Annotated in this window: 13 protein-coding genes; 6 read left to right on the forward strand and 7 right to left on the reverse strand. The window is 58.4% G+C overall.

The features are described 5' to 3' along the window. Positions 1 to 9: 9 nt before the first annotated feature. Complete coding sequence (locus FN806_RS02005; protein ID WP_142633522.1) at positions 10 to 489, reverse strand: hypothetical protein; 480 nt, start codon at positions 487 to 489, stop codon at positions 10 to 12. Positions 490 to 585: 96 nt separating this feature from the next. Between FN806_RS02005 and trkA the strand changes: the two genes are divergently transcribed. The 4 genes from trkA (at position 586) to hflX (ending at position 5,137) form a co-directional block, all read left to right on the forward strand. Then, a complete protein-coding gene (trkA, locus tag FN806_RS02010; RefSeq protein WP_142633524.1) occupies positions 586 to 1,962 on the forward strand; it encodes a Trk system potassium transporter TrkA in 1,377 nt (458 codons plus the stop codon). Then, positions 1,962 to 3,500 carry a TrkH family potassium uptake protein gene (locus tag FN806_RS02015; RefSeq protein ID WP_142633526.1) on the forward strand — a complete coding sequence of 513 codons (1,539 nt, stop codon included), beginning with the start codon at positions 1,962 to 1,964 and terminating at the stop codon, positions 3,498 to 3,500. The genes trkA and FN806_RS02015 overlap by 1 nt, the downstream gene beginning before the upstream one ends. Before the next feature lie 126 nt (positions 3,501 to 3,626). Then, positions 3,627 to 3,866 carry an RNA chaperone Hfq gene (hfq, locus tag FN806_RS02020; RefSeq protein ID WP_010440340.1) on the forward strand — a complete coding sequence of 80 codons (240 nt, stop codon included), beginning with the start codon at positions 3,627 to 3,629 and terminating at the stop codon, positions 3,864 to 3,866. Next, the gene (gene hflX / locus FN806_RS02025) at positions 3,866 to 5,137 is read left to right on the forward strand and encodes a GTPase HflX (protein WP_142633528.1); all 1,272 of its coding nucleotides are present in this window, start codon (positions 3,866 to 3,868) and stop codon (positions 5,135 to 5,137) included. Before hfq ends, hflX begins: the two co-directional genes overlap by 1 nt. 52 nt (positions 5,138 to 5,189) lie before the next feature. Here the strand turns inward: hflX and FN806_RS02030 are convergent, their stop codons facing one another. From FN806_RS02030 to hemB, 4 genes are all read right to left on the reverse strand, one after another. Next, the gene (locus FN806_RS02030) at positions 5,190 to 5,582 is read right to left on the reverse strand and encodes a nuclear transport factor 2 family protein (protein ID WP_142633530.1); all 393 of its coding nucleotides are present in this window, start codon (positions 5,580 to 5,582) and stop codon (positions 5,190 to 5,192) included. A gap of 106 nt (positions 5,583 to 5,688) precedes the next feature. Beyond that, positions 5,689 to 8,151: a penicillin acylase family protein gene (locus FN806_RS02035; RefSeq protein WP_142633532.1), complete on the reverse strand. Its 2,463-nt coding sequence runs from the start codon at positions 8,149 to 8,151 to the stop codon at positions 5,689 to 5,691. Between the two features lie 173 nt (positions 8,152 to 8,324). Continuing rightward, positions 8,325 to 8,900 (reverse strand): lipid-binding SYLF domain-containing protein, encoded by a 576-nt coding sequence (locus FN806_RS02040; protein ID WP_142633534.1) that lies wholly within the window; start codon positions 8,898 to 8,900, stop codon positions 8,325 to 8,327. A gap of 141 nt (positions 8,901 to 9,041) precedes the next feature. Then, positions 9,042 to 10,040, reverse strand: coding sequence for a porphobilinogen synthase (hemB, locus tag FN806_RS02045; protein ID WP_142633536.1), 999 nt, complete (start codon positions 10,038 to 10,040; stop codon positions 9,042 to 9,044). Positions 10,041 to 10,159: 119 nt separating this feature from the next. Between hemB and FN806_RS02050 the strand changes: the two genes are divergently transcribed. Together FN806_RS02050 and mfd are read left to right on the forward strand one after the other, a co-directional pair. Continuing rightward, complete coding sequence (locus FN806_RS02050; protein WP_142633539.1) at positions 10,160 to 10,687, forward strand: component of SufBCD complex; 528 nt, start codon at positions 10,160 to 10,162, stop codon at positions 10,685 to 10,687. 18 nt (positions 10,688 to 10,705) lie between these two features. Further along, positions 10,706 to 14,161 (forward strand): transcription-repair coupling factor, encoded by a 3,456-nt coding sequence (gene mfd / locus FN806_RS02055; RefSeq protein ID WP_142633540.1) that lies wholly within the window; start codon positions 10,706 to 10,708, stop codon positions 14,159 to 14,161. Here mfd and FN806_RS02060 read toward each other — a convergent pair. Both FN806_RS02060 and FN806_RS02065 read right to left on the reverse strand, forming a co-directional pair. Continuing rightward, positions 14,158 to 14,826 carry an SH3 domain-containing protein gene (locus FN806_RS02060; RefSeq protein WP_142633542.1) on the reverse strand — a complete coding sequence of 223 codons (669 nt, stop codon included), beginning with the start codon at positions 14,824 to 14,826 and terminating at the stop codon, positions 14,158 to 14,160. The genes mfd and FN806_RS02060 overlap by 4 nt on opposite strands. After that, on the reverse strand, positions 14,823 to 16,487 hold the full coding sequence (locus FN806_RS02065; protein WP_142633544.1) for a hypothetical protein: 1,665 nt from the start codon (positions 16,485 to 16,487) through the stop codon (positions 14,823 to 14,825). Before FN806_RS02065 ends, FN806_RS02060 begins: the two co-directional genes overlap by 4 nt. Between the last annotated feature and the right edge of the window lie 46 nt (positions 16,488 to 16,533).

Below are 16,533 nucleotides of genomic sequence, written 5' to 3' on the forward strand. Positions count from 1 at the left end.
CGCCGGCCTTTACCCTGCCTGACCTGGGGTAATTATCTGAAACGTTCCGTTGTCGAATTTGACGAAACATGAATCTGTGCTGAGCGGTGGCAGCTGTGTTGTTGGGACCGCAGCAACACGCGACTTTACGCCCTGCTTGCAAGGCGGAAGGCTGACCGGGCGATAGCCTTTCTGCGCCATGCATTGTGCTTCCAGCTTGTTGCGCAGCCCTTTGTTCACATCGACCGTATAGATCTGACCGGGCTGCCACCAGCCTCCGGTGCGATGACACCTTCCCCGACCATCGCAGTAGGTGCGACCTGGCCAATAGGTTGGTGCCCCTTGTCGCACCTGATTGGCAACGGGGGCGTCTTTGAGGGACTGAACCTGACATCCGGTCGTTTCCGACTGCATTTGCGAAACTGTCTCGCCCTCTTGATAATACAGGGAAAGCGGCCCACACGCAGTTAGCAACAGAGTCAAAGAAATCGTGAGAGCTATTGTTTTCATACGCTTACCTTGCCTCAGCTTTGCTTGTGTTACAAACTAATTGACCGTCTGGGGGGCATCTGTCATTCAAAGATTTCAGGCAGAAGGGCCAATAGCATGAAGGTCATCATTTGCGGTGCGGGTCAGGTTGGCTGGCAGATTGCACGGCATCTTTCGGGCGAGTTGAACGACGTTACTGTGGTTGACAACAATCCTGATCTGGTGCGACGGGCGACCGAAACCTTGGATGTTCAGGGGATTGCGGGATTTGCAAGCTATCCGGATGTTCTGAACCGAGCGGGCGCGCGCGATGCGGATATGATTATTGCTGCCACCCATTCGGACGAGGTGAACATGGTCACCTGTCAGATGGCACATTCGGTTTTCTCCATTCAGCGCAAAATCGCCCGGCTTCGGTCGAAATCCTATCTCGAGGCGATTCATTCAGATCTGTATCGCCGCGATCACCTGCCGATTGATGTGGTGATCAGCCCCGAGCGCGAGGTTGCCGCAGCGGCGATGCGCCGGTTGTCTGCCCCATCCGCCTTTGACACCGAGATGTTCATGGATGGCAAAGCGCAGTTGCTTGGCATTCGCATCGCCGAGGATTGCCCGATCGTGAACACGCCATTGCGGCAACTGACCGATCTGTTTTCGACGCTCAGCTCTATCGTGGTGGGTGTCCGGCGCGAGGGTACGCTGTTTGCCCCGGAATCCGAGGATCAGCTGTTTGTCGGTGACGAATGCTATGTCTTTAGCAATGTCAAAGACGTGGACCGCACGATGGAGGTTTTCGGCAAGGCGCAAAAACGGCAGGACCGGGTGGTGATTGTCGGCGGCGGCAATGTTGGTCTTGAAGTTGCTCGGACATTGGAAGAACGTGAAAGCCGCGTGCGTGCCAAGATAATTGAACGAGACCGTCACTGTGCGGAAGTGGCAGCCGAAGCGCTTGAGCGAACGATTGTCCTTCACGGTGATGGTCTGGACGCGGCGCTGCTGCGCGAAGCTGGCATCGAACGCGCGGATGCAATGTTGGCCGTCACGGATGATGACCGTGTAAATATGTTGGTTGCCGTGCGTGCCAAGGCCGAAGGCTGTGCTCTGGCGATTGCACTGATCAATGATCCCAGCATGGTTGCCCTGATGGGGCCGCTGGGTATCGACGCCTATATCAACCCCCGCGCCACCACCGTCAGTTCGATTCTGCGCCATATTCGGCACGGACGCGTGCGGCAGGTTTATTCCATCGGAGATGCAGAGGCCGAAGTGATCGAGGCCGAAGTACTTTCAACCTCGCCCATGGCCGGGCAGAGGCTGCGCGACATTGATTTCCCCGAAGGTGTGCTGGTTGGCGCCGTGCGTAAGGGCGATGAGATGTTGCGCCCCACCGGTAGTCTCAGGATTGAAGAAAAGGATGTGGTGGCGATTTTTGCCTTGGCCAAAGACGTCCCCGAGGTGGAACGGCTGATGCAGGTCTCGATCGATTTCTTCTGATGGCGCATGCACGGAAAAAACAGGTTAGCCTTATACGGCGATTGCCGCTGTTTCTTCTGCTCTGGGGTATTTTTGCCGCCGCTATGTGGATGCCTGCCATATTTGCGCTGGTGCTGGATGATCACGAAACGTCCAGGTCGTTCTTCTATTCCGGGTTGCTGGGGTTGTTCGTGGTCGGGATCATCTCGCTGGCAACATCCAACAGAATGCCGCGCCGAGGGACATTGGGCCAGTTGGCGGTCTTGTTAGGCTGTTTCACCGTATTGCCCTTGTTTCTTGCGATCCCTCTGCATGATGCGTTGGGTAATACGAGCTTTCTGAACGCCTATTTCGACATGGTCAGCGCATTGACCACTACCGGGGCTGATTTGTTTCCTGATCCAGACCGGTTGTCGGCACCGTTACACCTTTGGCGGGCTCAGGTCGGATGGATGGGCGGGCTTTTGATGTGGATTTCAGCAGCCGCGATCCTCGCGCCGTTGTCGCTGGGCGGGTTCGAGGTGACAGCCCGTGGTCAACCCGGTCGCCCGGTTTCAGGCGTGGCGCAAAGCGAGATGGTAGACCCACGCGGGCGTCTTATTCGCGTCACGCTGACTTTGACGCCGGTTTATGTCGGGCTGACCGCTGTCATTTGGCTGTTGCTCGTGATCGCAGGAGAGCAGGGCCTGACCGCCATCTGTCATGCGATGTCGACCATGGCCACATCGGGTATCTCACCGGTTGGTGGGCTTGAGGGAGCGCAGGCTGGCGTAACCGGTGAGGCCATCCTGTTTCTGTTCCTGTTCTTCGCTTTGTCGCGGCTTACCTTTTCCTCGGACACAGCTACCTCAGGATATTCGCGGCTGGATAAGGACCCCGAGTTCCGGATCGGGCTCATGATCGTTGCAGGCGTAGCGGCGCTGCTTTTCTTCAGGGTTCTTGCCGGCGTCAGCGAAATTGGCGGCCAGATGGAACCTCTTCAGGCGTTGAGCGTAATTTGGGGCATGATTTTTACGGTCTTGTCATTTCTGACAACCGCGGGGTTCGAAAGTGCAAACTGGGATGATGCCCAGCAAATTTCCGGTCTGGGCACCCCGGGATTGATCCTGATGGGGCTTGCGCTGATCGGCGGTGGAGTTGCAACAACGGCGGGCGGGGTAAAGCTGTTGCGGGTTTTCGCTCTGTACCTTAACGGCGCGCGCGAAATTGACCGTTTGATTTACCCGTCTTCGGTCAGCGGAGTAGGTGGCGGAAACCGTCGCATCCAAAGCGATGGGGCCTTTATCGCTTGGATATTTTTCATGATGTTTGCCCTGACAGCTGCTGTGTTCAATGTGTTGCTTGCTGCCATGGGTACGGGGTTCGAACACGCTATGGTGCTTAGCGTTGCCGCGCTGAGCACGACAGGGCCGTTGATCGAATTGGCAACCGATGTTCCTATCCGATTGATCGACCTTTCGGGCGGTGCCAAGCTGACCATGTGTGCCGCTATGGTGATCGGCAGATTGGAAACGCTGGCGATTATTGCCCTGATCACACCCGCTCTATTGAGGGGTTAAGAAACAATAACCATGCTAGTGACTGATTTTTCATCTGGAATATCGGTTAACGACACTCCATACTCAGCCGGAGGGAGCGCGTTGGTCCGCAGCGCGTAGCAAGAACAATGGCGAGATTATAAGAATATGGCTTCGGACAGACAGAATCTGCAGGACGCGTTCCTGAATAATGTACGGAAAGCAAAAGTCCCGGTCACAATTTTCCTGATCAACGGTGTGAAATTGCAGGGTGTGATCACCTGGTTCGACAACTTCTGCGTATTGTTGCGCCGCGACGGACAGTCGCAGCTGGTCTACAAACACGCGATTTCGACCATCATGCCATCGCAGCCGATCAGCCTGTATGAGGGCGAAGACGCCTCTTGATGGAACATGAAAGGGTGCGCACCCGAGCGTGGGTGCTGCATCCGGAAATCAAATCAGATGAACAGCGCCGCGTTCCAGGACCGGCGCTGGCAGAAGCGGTGGCGCTGGCCGCTGCATTGCCCGACCTTGATGTGATCGGATCCGAAGTTGTGCGCTTACCTCGGGCGCAGGCCGGTTTTCTGTTCGGTAGCGGCAAGATCGAGGAACTGGCCGAACGGTTGCACGAGAACGAAGTCGAGCTGGTTTTGATCGACGGATCGGTTACGCCCGTTCAGCAACGCAATCTTGAAAAGGCGTGGAAGGTCAAGATCCTCGACCGGACCGGGCTGATCCTCGAAATCTTCAGCGACCGTGCGCGCACCCGTGAGGGCGTATTGCAGGTGGAAATGGCCGCGCTGAGTTACCAGCGGACCCGGCTGGTGCGTGCCTGGACCCACCTGGAACGGCAGCGGGGCGGATTGGGCTTTGTGGGTGGCCCGGGTGAGACCCAGATCGAAGCGGACCGCCGGGCCATTGATGAACAACTGGTGCGGCTGCGGCGTCAGTTGCAGAAGGTGGTCAAGACCCGCACGCTGCATCGCGCGGCGCGGGCCAAGGTGCCATATCCGATTGTCGCGTTGGTAGGCTATACCAACGCGGGCAAATCAACCCTGTTCAACCGCCTGACCGGGGCTGATGTCATGGCCAAGGATATGTTGTTCGCCACGCTTGACCCTACCATGCGTCGGGTCGAACTGCCCGATGGTCCCGAAGTGATCCTGTCGGACACGGTGGGGTTCATTTCGAACTTGCCCACCGAGTTGGTCGCCTCCTTCCGTGCGACGCTGGAAGAAGTTCTGGGTGCGGATATCGTGGTTCATGTGCGCGATATCAGCCACGATGAATCTGAGGCGCAGGCGAAGGATGTCGAAACTATCCTGACTTCACTGGGTATTGACGATACGCGACCCAGGATTGAGGTCTGGAACAAGATCGATCTGCTGTCCCCGGATGAGCGCGAAGCCGCGATGGCGCGGGCAGAGCGGGATCAGGGGATTTTCGCGATTTCAGCCGTCACCGGCGAAGGGATCGCCCCGCTTTTGGCGGAAATTGCCGTCACGCTGCAGGGCGTACGTTCTGAGGCAACGCTGGAACTGGGATTTGCCGAAGGCAACAAGCGCGCGTGGTTGTTCCGCCAGGAGGTCGTGCAGTCCGAAAAGCAGACCGAAGATGGCTTTGTGATCGACGTGCTGTGGACAGAAAAACAGGCCTCGCAATACTCCGCGCTTTGAACTCTGACTGGGGGCGAATTCCCCTATACCCATCGAACAAAGTGGTCCGTGATCAGCCGTCAATCTGGCGCTGAAAATCCTCGGCATCGAACCAAACCAGAGAGGTCTGGACCTGATTGGTGTCGGTCATTTCCCATTCTTCCCAACCCCGCGTCACGACGTCGTTGCCGGTCTTGGAATGCTGCCCTTCAAGTGTCCAGACAAATATTGCGTGGCTTCCCGCCCAGCGAAACATGTCGCAGCGGACCTCAAGATCGGGGAAATCAGTGTAAAACCCGCGCGCCATTTCCGCCACCGCAGCGCGGCCTATGATCGGTTCTCCACGGTTGATCGTGATCTGCCCGTCGGGCGCAAAGAAACCGGCGACAGCCTCGGGGTCGCCCGAGCTCCAGGCGATCGCATAATCCCGCGCGAGATTGTTCAGCTTATCCCGGATACTGGCCATTTGGTCCCCCGCACACAAATCCTAGGCCTTTGGATCGTATGCCAAACGCCATTCAGCGTCCACGCGATGGAAAATAAACGGGCGAGGTCTTGCCGAAGCACGGACCTTAGCGGGGGATAAGGGTGGTCACTCCGACGGCGGCTGCATGTGCCAGGTCAAGGTCCAGGGACATCGGGATGTATTCACCCCGACGCCAAAGCTGGGCCTGATCGTCATAGTAGCGTGACAGGAAGTGACCCGACTGGCCCGTAGCGGTGATAAAGACCGAGCTGTCGGGGTCGGCAAAATCATAGACGCCACGATAGCCTGCACCGTGCACGTTCTGAAACGGATCAGGGCCTTCACCCGATGTTCTGCCGCGCAGCAGGGTATTGTCACCACCACTGGTGGACTGTCGGATATTCACAAAGAATCGCAACACCGGAACCGATCCCAGAACCGGGTGGTCATGCGTCGCCTGATGCGCGTCACCCCAGCGTAGAGATTCCAGTGATCCTCCGTATTTTTCGGAAATCCAGATCAGCGCATCGTCCAGTGCCATGCGTGCCATATCGGTGCAGGTCTCTATCGGCGCGCTCTGACGCACATTACACCAGGCCGAAGCTCCGTCGATGTCGCGATAGACACGTTCGATGAACAGTGGTTCGACATGTTTGTATTCAGCCGCCAGGGGGCCAAGCTCATCCGCGATCAGCCGGATTTGCAGTGCCCGCAGCCATGCCGCATAGATCAGCGGCTCGGGCAGGTGTTCATTCATCTCGCCATTCCATTCGGCCAGAAGGTTCAGCGCGATCTGGCGTTGGCGTTCCTGGGTGCCTTCGGGGGCAGAGGCGCCGGTGTACCACAGATCAGCCCCGATCAGCGGCAGCAGAGAGCGGGCGGTAAAGCTGACAGTGTCCAGCTGTGCCTCGATAAAGCTGTCGCGCGTGTGTACCTCGCGCGATTGCATCAGCCGTTCCCAGCGATGGATGCGCTGCGTATCCCCCCATTCATATGAGACATGTTCGGGAAATGGCCGGTCGATGATCTTGTTGTTTGTGTTGCCCAGAATGCCGCCCGCAGGTGCGACGAATTCGGGGTTGTCAGCATAGGGCAGGCGGCCTTGCCACCGGTTTTCGGCCAGCCAGCCAGGCGTCGGAATACGCCCCCGGCTTTGGTTCTTTGCAGCACGGTGCGGCATTGCACCGATCAGCTTCATGCCGATGGTGTCCTTGTCGACCAATGACAGGTTCTGAGATGGCGCCATGAACAGCTCGGCTGCGGTGATGGCTTGTCGGACAGTGTCCGCATTCATCAGCGCCATCGAGGCTGACATGGATGTGTCCTGTGCGCTCAGGGCTGTCCAGGACAGCGAGGCGACATGACCCGGCGGCGTGATCGTCCCAAGATCGTAATGGGTGCCCGGCAGAACGGGTCCGTTCTCGGTCCAGCGCAGGGTCAGAGTGATTGGGGCTTCGTCTTTGATCTCGATAATCGAAGGGCGGCTGCGAAAGGTCTTGTATCCTTCGGGGGTCAGGTATTCCTCGGGGTTTTCCGGGTTCAACTGCTCGATATGGATGTCCTGATCATCCAGATAGGACGAGGTCAAACCCCAACCCAGCCGATCACTGCGTCCGGTCATCACCGCCGGGATGCCGGGGATCGTGGCACCGATCACGCCGCCTTTGGCCAGTTCCAGACGGGCCAGATACCAGATACCCGGTGCTGTGAAACCCAAATGCGGGTCATTGGCCAGAAGCGTCCCTCCGCTGGCAGATCTTGTGGGCGCGGCAGACCATGCGTTCGATGCTCCGGCCAATCCGCGCTTTGGAAAGGGCGAGATGGGCGTGTCCGGCATCGACGATCCGGCTGCATATCTGGGCAGGTTGGGAAACAGGGCGGCGTATTCGGGCAGAGCGGCGATTCCCGGCCCGGGAACATCAGGCAGAATATCCGCCAGTCGGGTCTGGTCATCCAGCATAAGCGATGTGCGCGCGCGCAGCACTTCATCCTCAAGATGGCCAGAAAGTTGCAGGCTCATGAGTTTGATGACGGCCAGGCTGTCGCCCGGTTGCCAGGGCGATACAGGCGCATTGAACAAAAACATCTCTGGCGCACCACGGCCCAATGCGTTTTCGTTAATCTCGGCCAGTCGTGCATTCACCCCGGCGGCATAAGCGCGCAGGGCCTCTTTGGTATAGTCGTCCTGGGCTTGTACCGACCGGTGTGCAAGCCCGTACAGATCAAACCGTCGCAACAGCTTGTCGATATGAACAGTGCGAGCGCCAAAGACTTCGGACAATCGGCCCTGCGCTGTCCGGCGCAGAACGGTCATCTGCCAGAGGCGATCCTGTGCATGGGCATAGCCAAGCCCAAAGAAGACATCCGGGTCTGATGCGCCCAGAATATGGGGAACATTCGCTGTATCCCTGACAACCTCAACCGGCGCAGTCAGGCCATCAACTTTAACGGTCTGATCGTAGTCCGGCAGGGACTGGCTGGCCAGAAAATACACCAGCAACACAGCCGCCAATGTCAGCAGAACAAGACCCGAGGCGATACGCACTAGCCAGCGAAAGACAATTCCCATCAGCGGTCACATTTCCGTTCACTCTATGATTGCGCAGACACTAGAGGATGGCCGCACGGATCGAAAGAGGAACCGCATGAGAACATGCGTGTTTACCGCGGTTTGAATGAAAAACCCCGCTTCGGGCGTGATGCCGAAAGCGGGGTGTCTTGAAGGGGGAGGGTAGTCCGGTATCAGGGAATGATGCGGGTGTATTTCGTGCCTTCGACCGTCGCGCCGAACTTTAGCCCTGCCTGTCCGAAGACCGCCGCCAGAACCGGCGAACGCAGGGTGGTGGTGTCGGTCGACAGAGAGTCGCCCGTCGCATCGACCACGTAGCCGACTTCGGCCCCGGCGGTCCATCCGCTGGAACGGCGGAAATCGTTCAACGCGTCCTGTGTCATGAAGAACAGGACATGCGCATATTGCTGGGCACCGATTTGCAGGCCGGCGGTTCCCGAAATTGCGGAATAGTAATCAACAGTCGCGCCCTGAATGCGTAGCGCGCCGGTACCGTAGGCACCACCAAAGACGATTAGTCCGGCATCGGTTATCAGAGGCATGACCAGCATGCCGTTGGCCTTGTTCGCGATTTCGAGCGTGTTGGGGTAGGTGGCGTACATCTGGTTCAATGTCGCATCCACACGGGCGTCAATCGTCGCTGCGTTGGAACTGCCGACGCCATTGCCGCAAGCGGCGGTCACTGACAGACCGGCCATGCCAAAAGCAAAGCCACGACGGCTTAATCGAGTAGGTTTGGAACTGCTCATGTTTTTTATCTCTGTATAAATGCCTGATTGTCGGGTGCTCCCGATCTTGTCCGCAAGAATACGCCGATTGTCGCCTCGTGTCACGGGAAAGCTGCCCGGTGGCCAAAAATCGTCGGCGAAAAATCGCGGAAACGCGGGGGATTAGCCCTGCAGGATCCGGGCGGCCTGAGGCGCGAAATAGGTCAGGATCCCGTCGCAGCCCGCGCGTTTGAACGCAAGCAGACTTTCGAGCATGACCTTCTCTCCGTCGATCCAGCCGTTCTGCGCCGCGGCTTGTATCATCGCGTATTCGCCCGAGACTTGATAGGCATAGGTCGGCGCACCGAACGTGTCCTTCACCCGGCGGCAAATATCCAGATAGGGCATGCCGGGTTTTATCATGACCATGTCCGCGCCTTCGGTCAGGTCACGCTCGATCATGCGCAGCGCCTCGTCCGAGTTTCCGGGGTCCATCTGATAGGTCTTTTTGTCCCCGGTCAGCGCGCCCGAGGCGCCCACTGCATCTCGGAACGGTCCGTAGAACGCACTCGCATATTTGGCCGCATAGCTGAGGATCATCACGTTGTGATGGTCTGCGCCTTCCAAGGCGCGCCGCATTTCACCGATCCGGCCATCCATCATATCTGACGGTCCGATGATGTCGGCGCCCGCATCTGCTTGCGCCAGCGTCATCTTTATAAGCGCCTCGATCGTTTGATCGTTTATGATCTCACCATCGACCACATATCCGTCATGGCCGTTGATATTGTATGGGTCCAGCGCCACGTCCGTCATCACTGCGATATTGGGTGCGGCTTTCTTGATGGCGCGAATGGCTCGGTTGGACAGGTTATCGGGGTTCCACGCTTCGGCGCAATCTTCGGTCTTTAGGGATGCGTCGGTGTAGGGAAAGATGCAGATTGCCGGGATACCCAGGGCCTGCGCCTCGACCGCAGCCTGTGCGATCAGATCGACCGAGCGGCGCATGACACCAGGCATCGAGGGGACAGGCTCTTCAATACCTTCGCCGTCTCGGACGAAAACCGGCCAGATCAGATCATCGGTGGTCAGTGTATTCTCGCGGACCAGCGCCCGCACCGCCTGTGATTGGCGTGTTCGACGAAAACGGGCCAGAGGATAGGGGGCAATGGTCGGTTTCATGACGCGCTCTCCTTGTAAATTCCAGCATTGGGTGGCATGAATTCCGTGTAGTCTCAAGGGTAACGATGGACGCGTCTTTGCGAAGAAGGTCCCTGAAGACGGAAATTAAGGGCTGACGCGTGGACTTATACTCTTCGATTTTTGAACTCATCGACATGCGCAGCTTTTCGAATCTCTGGTATTGGATCGGGCTTGCGGTGTTGTGGTCATCGGCCAGCCACTGGGCCATGGGCGTGCCGTATGACCTTGTTGTGCGCGCAAGACGGGTAGGCGGGCAATCGGAACAGGATTTGATGGATATCGTCCGCATTAACGGAAACCGATTGCTCTATATATTGGATGTATCCGGCCTCGCGATATTAGCGTTTAGTTGTTTTCTGTTCACGGGTCTCGCCACTTTGGGGTTCTATTACGGTGTCGAATTCGCGCAGGCCGTGTTTTTGTTGCTGTTTCCGATTTGTCTTGTCGTGCTGATCAATGTATCAGCCGCACGGAAACTGCGCCGGGAAACACCCAGTCTGGAGTATATTTCCAAGATTCTTACGCGCTGCCGGATCTATACCCAGATAGTTGGTATGATTTCGATCTTGATCACTTCGCTTTGGGGTATGTACCAGAATTTTTCCATCGGCGTCCCGGGTTGGTAAAATCAGAAAGGCTTGGCGATGACGGGTCCGAACCAAGTAATCGTTGGCGGCGCCCCCGAAGGGTTTGACGCACAGCTTGTCCTGAATGAGCTGGCGCGCTCGGGCGGGCCGGTGTGCCATGTTGCGCGTGATGACAAACGGCTAGAGGCGATGCGCGCGGCGCTTGCCTTTTTTGCGCCTGACATGCCGGTATTTGTGTTCCCAGGTTGGGATTGTCTGCCATATGATCGGGTATCGCCCAATGCGGATATCTCGGCAGCGCGTGTGGCCACCCTTGCTGCACTTGTGCACCAGATGCCGCAGCAATACGTGCTGTTGACAACTCTGAACGCCGCAACCCAACGCGTGCCCGCCCGTGCAGTGCTGCGAGAGGCGGCGTTTACCGCCCGTGTCGATCACCGCATTGATGAAACCGCGTTGCGGAATTTCCTTGTGCGCATGGGCTTCACGCAAAGCCCCACGGTGATGGAGCCCGGCGACTATGCCGTTCGAGGGGGCATCATCGACATTTTCCCGCCCGGCGAATCCGGGCCGGTGCGGCTGGACCTGTTCGGGGATGTTCTGGATGGAGCACGTCGGTTTGATCCGGTGTCGCAACGTACGACCGAAAAGCTGGCTGTTGTGGAGCTGGCACCAGTGTCCGAGGTCATTCTAGATGACGCGGCCATCACCCGGTTTCGGCAAAATTATCGCATCGAGTTTGGGGCGGCGGGCACAGATGATCCCCTGTACGAGGCCGTTAGCGCAGGGCGCAAGCATCAGGGGATCGAACACTGGCTGCCGTTCTTTCACGAAAAGCTGGAAACGCTGTTTGATTATCTGCCCGGTGCCACCATCTCGCTGGATGATCAGGTCACGCCCGCGCGTTTGGCGCGGTGGGACACGATTGCGGATCAATACGAAACGCGGCGGCTCGCGCTTGAGAACCGGTCGCGCATGGACACGGTGTATAAACCGACACCACCGGGCCTACTGTATCTCGATGACACTGCTTGGGAACAAGCTGTCGGCGATAGGCGCGTTCTGCAATTCAATGCATTGCCTCAGGCCCTTGGGCCCGGGGTGATTGACGCAGGTGGACGGATTGGACGGAATTTCGCGCCCGAGCGGCAGCAGGAAAGCATCAGCTTGTTCGGAGCACTGGCCAGCCATATCACCGACAAAATGGCCAAGGGGCCGGTTCTGATTGCCTCTTATTCCGAAGGGGCCCGCGAACGTCTGACTGGGCTGATCGAGGATGAAGGCCTTGCCGAGGCGATCCCCGTGCCCGACGGTACGCGTATCGGCAAACGCGGGCTGCATCTGGCCGTCTGGGCGCTGGAGCACGGGTTCGAAACACCCGACCTGACCGTGATCGCCGAACAGGATGTGTTGGGCGACCGGCTGATCCGGCAGCCCAAAAAGCGCCGCAAGGCCGAGAATTTCCTGACCGAAACCCAATCCCTTAGCCCGGGTGATTTGGTGGTCCATGTGGATCATGGCATCGGGCGTTATCTGGGGATGGAGGTCGTGACGGCGGCCGGTGCCGCCCATGAATGTCTGCTGCTGGAATACGCAGAACAATCCAAACTGTACCTGCCAGTCGAAAATATCGAACTGCTGTCGCGATACGGTCATGATGAGGGTCTGCTGGACAGATTGGGCGGCGGCGCGTGGCAGGCCAAGAAGGCCAAGCTGAAAGAGCGCATTCGCGAGATGGCGGATAAGCTGATCCGCATCGCTGCCGAACGGGCCTTGCGCAAGGCCCCGATCATGGACCCGCCTCCGCACGCGTGGGAGGAGTTCAGTGCGCGCTTTCCCTATCAGGAAACTGACGATCAGCTGCGCGCAATCGGTGAGGTCATGGAAGACATGCATTCCGGCGCGCCGATGGATCGTCTGATTTGTGGCGACGTGGGCTTTGGCAAGACCGAGGTCGCTATGCGTGCCGCTTTCGTTGCCGCAATGTCGGGCGTGCAAGTGGCGGTGATCGCACCGACAACGCTGTTGGCGCGTCAGCACGCGGCCAGCTTCAAGGATCGCTTCCGGGGCTTCCCGCTTGAGGTGCGGCAGCTGTCCCGCTTCATCTCGGCCAAAGAGGCGCAACAGACCCGTGATGGGATGGCGCGCGGCACGGTGGATATTGTAATCGGCACCCATGCCTTGCTGGCAAAAGCGATACGGTTCAACAATCTGGGTCTGCTGATCATCGACGAGGAACAGCATTTCGGTGTTGGCCACAAGGAGCGTCTGAAACAGCTGCGCAGCGATATCCACGTCCTGACCCTGACCGCGACGCCGATTCCACGAACGCTGCAACTGTCCCTGACCGGCGTGCGTGACCTGTCGATCATCGGCACACCTCCCATCGACCGGCTGGCGATCCGCACCTATGTCAGTGAGTTCGATGCGGTCACGATCCGCGAGGCGCTGCTGCGCGAACATTATCGGGGCGGGCAGAGTTTCTATGTCGTCCCACGTATCTCGGACCTGCCCGAAATTGAGGAATTCCTGAAAGAGCAGCTGCCCGAGCTGACCTATATGGTGGCGCATGGGCAGATGGCAGCGGGGGAACTCGACGACCGGATGAATGCGTTCTACGACGGCAAATACGATGTTTTGCTGGCGACGACGATTGTGGAAAGCGGGCTGGACATTCCGACCGCCAACACGATGGTTGTGCATCGGGCGGATATGTTCGGCCTGGCGCAGCTCTATCAGATCCGCGGCAGGGTCGGGCGGTCGAAAACCCGCGCCTATGCCTATCTGACCACAAAACCGCGCGCTCGTCTGACCGCGACTGCCGAAAAACGGCTGCGCGTTCTGGGCTCGCTCGACACGCTGGGGGCGGGGTTCACGTTGGCGTCTCAGGACCTTGATATTCGAGGGGCGGGTAACCTGTTGGGCGAGGAACAGTCGGGCCAAATGCGCGATGTGGGCTATGAACTCTACCAGTCGATGCTGGAAGAGGCGATTGCCAAGATCAAGGCCGGTGAGATGGAAGGCCTGTCTGATGCAGATGATCAATGGGCGCCGCAGATCAATCTTGGCGTCCCGGTCTTGATCCCAGAGGATTATGTGCCCGATCTGGATGTCCGCCTGGGCCTGTATCGCCGTTTGTCGTCGCTGTCGACCAAGGTGGAATTGGAAGGCTTCGCCGCTGAATTGATCGACCGCTTTGGCACGCTGCCGAAAGAGGTCAACACCCTGATGCTGGTCGTGCGCATCAAGGCGATGTGCAAACGGGCGGGGATTGCAAAGCTAGATGGCGGGCCCAAAGGCGCGACTATCCAGTTTCACAACGACAAATTTGCCTCGCCTCAGGGGCTGGTCGAGTTCATCCAGAACCAGCGCGGGTTGGCCAAGGTCAAGGATAACAAGATCGTCGTGCGCCGCGATTGGAAGAAGGACAGCGACAAGATCAAGGGGGCCTTTGCCATCGCCCGTGATCTGGCGGAAAAGCTGGTGGCCGAAAAGAAACGAGCCAAAGCCTAGTCACCGCTGACAAAGGTGCACAACTGCCATTCGCCAGTTTCGGATTTTGCCAATGCTGCCCGGTAACCAGTCATAGGCCACAGGAAATCGCTGTGCATATAGCCCTGGCCGCCGTCTGTCAGCAGAACCCTCTGGTACTGCGCGATGGGGGAGAAGTCGCGGATGATGACGACCTCATAGCTGATGAGGTCCAGTATCGCCGCGCCTCGGTTTGGTGCGTTGCGCAGAGTTACATCCTGAGCGGTCACAAAATAGGCCAACGCCGGATCCAGCGAAGCGGGTAGGGTGAGCTGCCATTGGTGGGGCATCCAGAACTCGCCATCTTCGTTGAAATAGCCAGGCTGTGTCAGGGTATTTTCCAGATCGGACCAAAAGGTTTCAACGACCTTTTCCCTGTTATCATCATCTTGCTCTGACGTTGCCGGTCCGGGAGTAAGATACTCGCGCAGCTCGTCCGGGCCGCCATTGCCGCCGTGGCTAAGGTAAATATCCGGGCAGGCAACAGACAGCACGCCTTCGATGTCGCGCTCGGCTACCATGTTCAGCAGGTTTGCCCGGAACGAGACGAGGGTGACATCCCGCTCGGCCTCGTTGACCGGCGGAAAGGACTGTCGATCCGCCAGCGCCGGGCTGCAGAGCAAAGCGAGCAGAAAGGCGTATCTCATTCGGCGGCCCTCATGGCGGCTTGAGCACAGAAACAGGACGCGCCAACAGCCCGGTCCGCACGAGCCAGAGCCAAATCCAGCCGTTGCCTGATCTGCACGATCTCAACCGTCTCACCGCGCGCCTTCAGGCAGTCATGCAGGCCCTTGAGGCTCCAGACATTGTCAGGATGGACAGAGGCACGGCTGAGCGTACCGCCCAACCCCAAATCCTCGCGGTATATGGCCTCGGCTTCGGCGGTATGCCCTTGTTCGAACAGCAATGCACCCAACGCGTGTCGAGTGGGCTGCATCCATCCCCATGGCTCGTCATAGGGCAAGGTGTCGTCCAGTTCGACCGAGCGGCGCAGATGGGCGTAGGCCGCATCGTAGTTTTCCATGCGATACTCGATTTCGCCACGCAGCATTTCGCGGGCAATGTCCAGCAGGTCGATCACGCGGTTATTGTGCAGCAATCGCGTTTCTGGCACGCGGGCCTTGGCAGCGAGGAACAACTGCTCTTCGGCTTCGGCTTCGCTGACCTGCCCAGTGGCAGCAAAAGCAATGGCCCGGGCATAATGCGTGGTTGCCGTGAGAGTGCAGTACAGATCGGGGTCCGAGGGCAGCTCAAGCGCCATTGCCTCTTCCCAACGGCCAAACCGGATGAGGATATGCGGCCCCATTGACATGTAACTTTCGAAGAAATCCGCCATGGGGGGGCTTTCTATGCGCAGCATGTCTTCGGGGGTGGTGTCCCACAATCCCTGATTGGCCCGCAGAGCAGGTTCCATCTGTCCCAGAAATAGGGCGCCATATATGACAAAGTGATAATTGTGCTGGCGGTAGCCGGTGTAGATGTTGAACGCGCCTTCGCGTTCGTAATATTTCAGGTCGGCCTCAACGGCTTTTTGGTTCCAGTGGACGACGTTCTGGTAATGGCCGCACAGCACGTCGATATGGGTTGGCATATGCACCAGATGCCCCGCATCGGGCACCAGCGTCCGCAGGATGTCCCCGGCCTTCAGCGCCTTTTCCGGGGTGGGCGACATTTCCATCAGGTGAACATACAAGTGCAGCAGACCGGGGTGGGTCATCGCTGCCGGGTCATTCGCCATCGCCGCTTCCAGCGCTTGTTGCGCTTCGACAGTGGCGGCCCCCTTTGCGGGTTGGCCTGACTGCAGGTCCCACATCTGCCAGGGGGTCAGGTTCATCAGCGACTCTACATAGATCGAGCGCAGGTCCAGATGAGCGGGCTGCGATGCAAACGCTGCGCGCATGGCATCGGCAAAATCGTGATCCCAGTTGTGCATGTCGTCAATGGCTTCGCGCTGGGGGTAGCGGGCGGGAAGCGCGCGGATCAACGCTTGTTCAACCGGCGTACATTCGCCCGCAAGAGACATGGCCAGCTGCGTCGCATCATAGGCCAGCGTCAGCGCCTTTTGCCGGCCCGCGTCATCGTGCAGGTCCCAGGGCATGTTGTAATTCGGCCCCGCCGCATAGGCGACGCCCCAATGGGCCATGGCGCAGTTCGGGTCATGCTCTAGCGCGCGCTGAAAACAGACGACGGCCTCTTCGTGGTTATAGCCATAGGTCCAGACCAGCCCCCGGTCGAACCACAGTTGCGCATCGGGCGAAGAGGTGCTTACCGGACAGGAATGCGTGCCCAGATCGTAGTAATCGCTCATTGAATATCTCCCCTCGAAACAAGGGGAGGATAACGTGTTTCACGCG

The organism is Ruegeria faecimaris, assembly GCF_900182615.1.
GTDB lineage: Bacteria > Pseudomonadota > Alphaproteobacteria > Rhodobacterales > Rhodobacteraceae > Ruegeria > Ruegeria faecimaris.

What these genes read in the sequence shown, in the direction of transcription:
- FN806_RS02005 (WP_142633522.1), bottom strand. Translation starts at nt 489, where the DNA reads ATGAAAACAATAGCTCTCACGATTTCTTTGACTCTGTTGCTAACTGCG.
- trkA (WP_142633524.1), top strand. Translation starts at nt 586, where the DNA reads ATGAAGGTCATCATTTGCGGTGCGGGTCAGGTTGGCTGGCAGATTGCA.
- FN806_RS02015 (WP_142633526.1), top strand. Translation starts at nt 1,962, where the DNA reads ATGGCGCATGCACGGAAAAAACAGGTTAGCCTTATACGGCGATTGCCG.
- hfq (WP_010440340.1), top strand. Translation starts at nt 3,627, where the DNA reads ATGGCTTCGGACAGACAGAATCTGCAGGACGCGTTCCTGAATAATGTA.
- hflX (WP_142633528.1), top strand. Translation starts at nt 3,866, where the DNA reads ATGGAACATGAAAGGGTGCGCACCCGAGCGTGGGTGCTGCATCCGGAA.
- FN806_RS02030 (WP_142633530.1), bottom strand. Translation starts at nt 5,582, where the DNA reads ATGGCCAGTATCCGGGATAAGCTGAACAATCTCGCGCGGGATTATGCG.
- FN806_RS02035 (WP_142633532.1), bottom strand. Translation starts at nt 8,151, where the DNA reads ATGGGAATTGTCTTTCGCTGGCTAGTGCGTATCGCCTCGGGTCTTGTT.
- FN806_RS02040 (WP_142633534.1), bottom strand. Translation starts at nt 8,900, where the DNA reads ATGAGCAGTTCCAAACCTACTCGATTAAGCCGTCGTGGCTTTGCTTTT.
- hemB (WP_142633536.1), bottom strand. Translation starts at nt 10,040, where the DNA reads ATGAAACCGACCATTGCCCCCTATCCTCTGGCCCGTTTTCGTCGAACA.
- mfd (WP_142633540.1), top strand. Translation starts at nt 10,706, where the DNA reads ATGACGGGTCCGAACCAAGTAATCGTTGGCGGCGCCCCCGAAGGGTTT.
- FN806_RS02060 (WP_142633542.1), bottom strand. Translation starts at nt 14,826, where the DNA reads ATGAGATACGCCTTTCTGCTCGCTTTGCTCTGCAGCCCGGCGCTGGCG.
- FN806_RS02065 (WP_142633544.1), bottom strand. Translation starts at nt 16,487, where the DNA reads ATGAGCGATTACTACGATCTGGGCACGCATTCCTGTCCGGTAAGCACC.